The 1,542-nt window shown below is 30.8% G+C and carries 2 protein-coding genes; both read left to right on the top strand.

What is annotated here, in order from left to right:
* On the top strand, positions 1-764 hold a 764-nt coding region (locus ACF91D_RS30180), incomplete at its 5' end, for a distal tail protein Dit (RefSeq protein ID WP_392438420.1).
* A gap of 9 nt (positions 765-773) precedes the next feature.
* Positions 774-1,538 carry a phage tail protein gene (locus ACF91D_RS30185; protein ID WP_392438422.1) on the top strand — a complete coding sequence of 255 codons (765 nt, stop codon included), beginning with the start codon at positions 774-776 and terminating at the stop codon, positions 1,536-1,538.
* Positions 1,539-1,542: the final 4 nt, after the last annotated feature.

A 1,542-nucleotide genomic window follows, 5' to 3' on the forward strand; every position in this document is an offset into this window, starting at 1 on the left:
TGAAGTTTCTTGATTTCATTGAGGAAGGTGTCGAAGTAAAAGCCAACACTACCGAAGTGAATGGAACAGATGGAGTATTAGTGGGACCAAATTCGTTTGGTCCTTTTAATTTGATATTAAACTTTTCATTAAAAGGTCACGATACGACAGATTTAAGGCTGATTAAACAAAAGTTAAGAGGTTTATTATTCAGACGTGAACCTTATTACGTTTGGCACTCTGATTTACCCGGTAAGAAATATGCGGTGTATTGTACAGAAGATGGTAACGAAAGTTTAACAAATTCATTTGCTACGTTTGCAGTCACTTTTGTAGTGTTTAAAGGATATTCAGAATCATTAAGAGATACAACTGAAATAGAGTTATTACAAGAAAATATTCAATTTGAACAAGGTCTTGATTTAGCTGATAAGTTGAAATATAAACACTTTGAAAAATCTTTTAGTATATTTAACGGTTCGACAGATATCATTGACCCACTGAAAAGACATAAGTTAATCATTCAAATGACTATTGAAGCACCTAACGGTTTTAAAATTAGGAATAAGACAACTGGAGATACTTTTGAATATAAAAAGAAAATCAAGAAATCGCAGAGTTTCATTTTAAATGGTGTTTATCCTTATGTTGATAAAAAGCGTGTCGGTATTGATACCAACTACAGTTATATAACTTTAGCACCTGGGCTTAACAACATTGTAATTGAGGGCGACAGTACAGAGAAAATAGAAATTGATTTTAATTTTAATTACATTTATAGGTAGGTGAAAGAGTTGTATCAAATTATTGTTCAAGATAGAAAAGGAACGCAAGGTGAAATACTTACAGATTTTGACCCGAGTTCATTCAAATACGAATACGAAAAAAACAATGAACGATCCATCACTTTCACTGCTTATAAAACAAATGTGAACTCTGACGTATTCAATATGTTGCAAAATGAGGCTATTGTAATATGGAAAGGTCAACAATACGTTATTAAACAAACTTCAATTAAATCAGATAATCTTATGCTTACGGTCGAAGTGACTGCTAAGCATATTTTTATGGAATTTCAGAATCATTATATTTTGAAAGACTTGGAAAACGAAGAAATGAATAGTGAAGAAAGTGACGAAGAAAAACCTTCATATACTTTAGAAGAATATATAAGATTTGGTTTTAATGACAACGTACTTGGGTTTACTTATGAAATAATTGGCGAATTTAAGAACAGAGTTGTAATAGATGAATTAGGCAGTCAAAACGGTATGGAATATTTAACAAACGGTGCAGAATTATTTGATTATATATACTTTGCAGATAATAAAAAGATATATATTTATTCACCCGATAAGTTTTACAAAATGTCTGATGAGGTTATTCGTTACAAATACAACACTGATGAAGTTAGTGCAACGATTACTACAACTGATTTAAAAACTTATATACGTGGTTACGGTAAAAAGAAAACATCTAAAGAAACGAAAAACTATAGTCCGATAAAAACGCCACAAATGACATTTAACGGTAACTTTATTAAAAAAGGTACTTGGTGAACTG

It is taken from the genome of Staphylococcus sp. 231237_7MaSpsaltlick (assembly GCF_043107035.1).